Origin of the sequence: Mycobacterium sp. (assembly GCF_052143115.1) — a bacterium.
Taxonomy (GTDB): domain Bacteria; phylum Actinomycetota; class Actinomycetes; order Mycobacteriales; family Mycobacteriaceae; genus Mycobacterium.
This window is the reverse complement of sequence record NZ_JBKQTQ010000036.1, coordinates 1-4,854: the sequence shown is the minus strand read 5'-3', so window position 1 is coordinate 4,854 and position 4,854 is coordinate 1. Positions and strand designations below refer to the sequence as shown.

The following is a 4,854-nucleotide window of genomic DNA, read 5'->3' as shown; positions in this document are numbered from 1 at the left end:
TCGTCACCGTCGACGTCGACAACTGGGATGGCGAGGGCTCCGGCGAAGGTGCGGTGTTGACCTTCACCGGCACCCCCAAGCCGGCCAAGTCGGCCGAACCCGACCTGCCTAAGGCCGAGCCGGCCGCAACCGGCGGAAGCCACGCGGCCAAGTAACCGCGCACGCAGAAAGGTCGGCCCGTGCTGGTCGTCACCACAAACGACATTCCCGGCTGGGAGATCCGATCGCGAAATGAACCGTTTCGGGTTTGATGCCGCTTCCTTCTGTGGGAAGGATGCGGGGTTATAACAACAGACTCCTTCTGAAAAACCAGAGCCGAGCGAGGAAGCGAAAGCAAAAGCCCACGAAATGATGAGTTCCTACAAAGATCGGCCGACGCTGGTGCTGCCGGGTACTGGCGGAGCGATTACGGGGACGGCTATCAACGATTGGCTGGACGACGAGGGCAACTCCAAATACGGCAACGACGAGGACGCCCTAGCGGCCAAGGCCAAGGCAGCCAACGACGAGACAACAGCTGACGACGAGACAGTCGAGGACAAGATAGCCAAGGACAAGGCTTTCAACAAGGAGGTTATTAAGGCAGCTAAGGAAGAGACAGCCGCAAGCAAATAGCTACTAACCGAGCCGACGGATCAAGTCTGTCCGCCTAGTGGCCGTTGCCTCCCCGGCGACGAACCCGTCTCGCGCCTCGACAATCCGGATTCCCAGCCGGCGTATCACTGGAATCCGGTCCTCGAAGATCGCGTTGACCAGACTTGCCACACCCGCCGGGTCGACATCCGTGGCATCCACGTTTGCGCGCTCATCGGTCGGCACCGACGCCTCCTCGATCACTGGACATCCGTCCTGGCACGTTACCCGATACCCGTATGTCGCCAACCTGGCCGGACAGCGCGAGGCAGTAGTCACACTTAGACCAATAGGGGCATCGCGTCCCGTCGGCGTGAGGGGGTGCCCTTGCAGGCTTCGGAACTAAGCGTCCTCGAGCTGGAAGCCGGCCTTTAGCGTCACCTGGAAGTGTGCGACGGGCCCGTCCTCCAGGTGGCCACGGACGGACTGCACCTCGAACCAGTCGAGTCCGCGTGTCGTCTCTGCCGCTCGGGCCAGCCCGCTGCGGATAGCCGCGTCGACGCCATCGGGTGATGTACCGACTATTTCGATCACCCGGTAGGTGTGGTTGGTCATGGCGTCCCTTTCTGCGATCGGCGGGTGAAGGATAGTCCCTGCTGGGAGGCCCGGAAACTTGTCCTCAGATCTTTCTAATCGGGTACGCAACCGGGTACGTTTTTCCTTTAGCGGAACGCTGCTGATTATTATCGATAACTTGAGTACTTCCCTTGTGCCACAATGTCTTTCCATTATTATCCATTAACAATCTACGAATACCAATTACCTGATGGCCGTCGTTCGGGGCGAAGAGGCCGTGGGTTCAAATCCCGCCACCCCGACCCACGATTCGGCAATTCGGAGCCATATCGGCGACGCCGGTCGCGTTCCTCTAGATTTCGACCCACCCCCTCGGGGCGGCCAATATGTTGTCGGTGACGCTGTGTAGCTTCGCGTCATGGCGACGGTTGGTGATCTGTTGGGCCGCCTCGACCACTGAGCACACGCGTTGCGTCGTTATGCAGTCCTTCGTAACTCCTCGCGGGCGGCGCGCTTCTCCTCGTAGTGCTTCGCCTTGGCGTCGAGCATCGCGAGGAAGAACGAGAGCTCGTCGCGGGCGTGCTCGCCGGCCGGGCCAAAGTCGGTGCGCTCGAAGATCCGCCAGAACCGCAGCACGGGCTGGATCACCGCGTCGTGGTGCAGGCGCAGGTCGTAGATGCCGGCCTTGGCGATGGTGATGGCGTTCTTGGCGTAGTCCGTCATACCCTGGCCAGGCATCTGGAAGCCGACCACCTCGTCGCGGATCGTCTGCATCGCCTCGTCGGGCGCGAGGTCGAGCGCGGCGTCCATCAGGTTGCGGTAGAAGACCATATGCAGGTTCTCGTCCGTGGATATGCGAGCGAGCAACTGCTCGGCAAGGGGGCAGCCAGTCGCACGCCCAGTGTTGCGGTGCGCGATCCGGGTGGCCAGCTCCTGGAACGAGACGTAGGCCAGCGCCTGCAGCATGGTCTTGTCGCCGCTGTCGTAGCCCGCCGTCATGTGCTCCATGCGCAGCGCCTCCAACCGGACCGGGTCCACGCCACGCGTGACGACGAGGTAGTCGCGTATCGCGATCGCGTGCCGGCCCTCCTCGGCCGTCCAGCGACCGACCCACTGGCCCCAGGCGCCGTCGCGGCCGAAGCGGGTGGCGATCTCGCGGTGATATGAGGGCAGGTTGTCCTCGGTGAGCAGGTTGACGATCATCGCCGTCTGCGCGACCGGGTCGAGCGGCGAGTCCTCAGGCTGCCAGTCGCTGCCGCCGAGGAAGGCGAAGTCACGCCCGCGGGACCAGGGCACGTAGTCTTGCGGCTGCCAGTCCTTCGCCAGGCTGAGGTGGCGGTCGAGGTTGGCTGCCACGACGGGCTCGAGTTCGGCCAGCAGGCTGGTCTGCAAAGTTGTCACGTTGCCTACGCTACCGTAACTTACGATACCGTAGGTAGAGGTCTGACGAAACGCAGGCGAATTGGGTCGATACATCGATACAGGTGTGGGCAGCGACCCGGAGGCTTAAAAGCTTTCGCCGCTGCTGCTGCAACACCGTCAGGCCGGCGGTTGTCCCCCGCGCAGCGCGGCCCACCGAGGCCCGTCTCCGAAAAGCGCCTGACATGCGCTGAACATGTCGAAGAGGGCAGTCGCAATGGAGAACAACGTCATTACGGTGCGCGGCCTGTGGCTCGCCGTCGTCCTGCTGACTGGATTGGTCGCCGCGGTGCTCGCCGCGGCCGTGTTCTGGCTGGTGAAGGCCGACCCCGCTGCCGTGTTCACCGCCGGCGGCACCACATTCCTCGGTGTCAGCTCCCTCGGCATGGCCATGCGGCGGTTTCTCACCGGCACCGGGGACTGACGGTTCTACCTGGCGGGTCAGCGCACTGGATGCGCATGGTTCAGCGCTTCGGTCGCAGCACCTCGGCCGGCATTAGCTGGACCCGCCACCCTGGATACCACGATGCGGAACCCCGGGCGGATGCGGTAACACATGGGGCCTGCCGGGGTCCTAAGAAGGGTCTTGACAAGCGTTTACAACACGCTGCTGCAGGCCTGCAGCCGTTAGGGGACCGGGTCTCGAAATAGACGAGATCCGAGGCTCTCAAAACTCTGTCCCGGAATCACCGTGGACGCCGGCCCCTCGTGGAAGGGGCCAACCGCCTATCCTTTAAGGACCCAGGAAAGGCTGGGGCCCGGGATCGGCGGAGGGTCGGATAACGGCCATAGCAGCGTGCCGGACGTGTGGCACCGAGCCTCTAGAGAACGCCCGGTTTTGTCACGGCTGTGGCTCCCCAGTCCAAGACGGCGATACCCGTGCGGAGTACAAGCAGGTCACGGTTCTCTTCGCCGACGTGGTTATTTCTCTAAGGTAGAGGTGGAGGGCCCGAACCGTGGACGCCCGACCACGCAGGGCGAGCCGTCATCATCAGGCCAAACCCGAACGAGCGCTCGAAGAGGGATAACCGGACTACCGGATAGGTCGCGTCTGCTGGCGTCGCAGTGCGCTAACGAGCATTTTGTAGACCCGGACGGAAACGAAGCCGGACGGAGTTCGGGTGAACCGAAATGCTCCTGACGCCCGCAGACGAGAACGACGGGGAGGGCATCGTTTTTCGCGCGTCGGGGGAGATCTAGTTGTACTGACCACGGACGTTGGTGACGGCGTGGCGTGGTGACATGACGAAGACCTCCGAGTGAAGTGCGAGCTGCTGAAGAACGCACTCGATCACCGGAGGTCTTCGTGTCCCACCGTAATGCCCCGTTGTCGGAAACCGGTCGTCTCAGATTGGCTCGTTGTGTTGTCGAAGATGGTTGGCCGTTGCGCCGTGCGGCTGAACGCTTCCAGGTGTCGGTCACCACGGCGGCTCGTTGGGCGGGCCGCTACCGCGCCGCGGGGTCGGCGGGGATGGCTGACCGCAGCTCACGGCCGCATCACAGCCCTGCCCGGACGCCAACGCGCACAGAGCGGCGCATCATCAAGATCCGGGTTTTGCGGCGGTGGGGACCGGCGCGCATCGGTTACCTGTTAGGTCTGCACCCCTCCACGGTGCACCGGGTCTTGACCCGCTACCGAATGGCCAGGTTGCGCTGGCTGGACCGTCCGACTGGGCAGGTGATCCGCCGCATTGAGTCGAGCCGTTGCGGGGACTTGGTGCACGTCGACGTCAAGAAACTTGGCAAGATTCCCGCCGGCGGAGGCTGGCGGATGTTGGGCCGTAGCGCCGGCAGGCGCAACTGGCGAGCCGATACGAGCTCGGGCCAGCGCAGCAAGCATGGCGATCCACTGCACGGTCACCATTTTCTGCACACCGCCCTAGATGGGCACTCGCGACTGGCTTACAGCGAGCTGCTCAGCAATGAGCGCAAAGAGACCGCCGCCGCGTTCTGGCGCCGGGCAAACATGTGGTTTTCCGAGCGCGGCATCGACGTCCGAAAAGTGTTGACTGACAACGGTTCCTGCTACCGATCCCACGCTTTCAAAGATGCGCTCGAGGGTATCGAGCATCGCCGGACCCGACCTTACCGGCCGCAGACCAACGGAAAAGTGGAGCGATTCCACCGCACCCTGGCTGACGAATGGGCCTACGCCCGTCTCTACACCAGCGACACCGAACGCTGCCAGGAGTTCCCCATCTGGCTACACACCTACAATCACCACCGCGGCCACACCGCACTCGGCGGCCAACCACCCGCCAGCCGCGTACCTAACCTCTCAGGTCA

General features: G+C 63.3%; 7 protein-coding genes and 1 pseudogene. 5 read left to right on the top strand and 3 right to left on the bottom strand.

Annotated elements, in window-relative coordinates:
• The coding region (locus ACLQI9_RS03790; protein WP_442391080.1) for a hypothetical protein at window positions 1-155 on the top strand (155 nt) is incomplete at its 5' end.
• Between the two features lie 196 nt (window positions 156-351).
• Entirely contained in the window at window positions 352-615 is a 264-nt protein-coding gene (locus ACLQI9_RS03785; protein WP_442391078.1) for a hypothetical protein, read from the top strand.
• Between the two features lie 3 nt (window positions 616-618).
• On the opposite strand, the gene ACLQI9_RS03780 is transcribed toward ACLQI9_RS03785, so the two are convergent.
• The 3 genes from ACLQI9_RS03780 to ACLQI9_RS03770 form a co-directional block, all read right to left on the bottom strand.
• Window positions 619-819 (bottom strand): hypothetical protein, encoded by a 201-nt coding sequence (locus tag ACLQI9_RS03780; RefSeq protein WP_442391076.1) that lies wholly within the window; start codon window positions 817-819, stop codon window positions 619-621.
• 156 nt (window positions 820-975) lie between these two features.
• On the bottom strand, window positions 976-1,188 hold the full coding sequence (locus tag ACLQI9_RS03775) for a dodecin (protein WP_442381996.1): 213 nt from the start codon (window positions 1,186-1,188) through the stop codon (window positions 976-978).
• Window positions 1,189-1,626: 438 nt separating this feature from the next.
• A complete protein-coding gene (locus tag ACLQI9_RS03770; RefSeq protein WP_442381994.1) occupies window positions 1,627-2,550 on the bottom strand; it encodes an acyl-ACP desaturase in 924 nt (307 codons plus the stop codon).
• Window positions 2,551-2,764: 214 nt separating this feature from the next.
• On the opposite strand from ACLQI9_RS03770, the gene ACLQI9_RS03765 reads away from it, so the two are divergent.
• The 3 genes and pseudogenes from ACLQI9_RS03765 to ACLQI9_RS03755 form a co-directional block, all read left to right on the top strand.
• Window positions 2,765-2,992 (top strand): hypothetical protein, encoded by a 228-nt coding sequence (locus tag ACLQI9_RS03765; protein ID WP_442391074.1) that lies wholly within the window; start codon window positions 2,765-2,767, stop codon window positions 2,990-2,992.
• Window positions 2,993-3,347: 355 nt separating this feature from the next.
• Window positions 3,348-3,500 (top strand): annotated as a pseudogene (locus ACLQI9_RS03760) (adenylate/guanylate cyclase domain-containing protein); the annotation flags it as partial.
• Between the two features lie 374 nt (window positions 3,501-3,874).
• The coding region (locus ACLQI9_RS03755) for an IS481 family transposase (protein WP_442391072.1) at window positions 3,875-4,854 on the top strand (980 nt) is incomplete at its 3' end.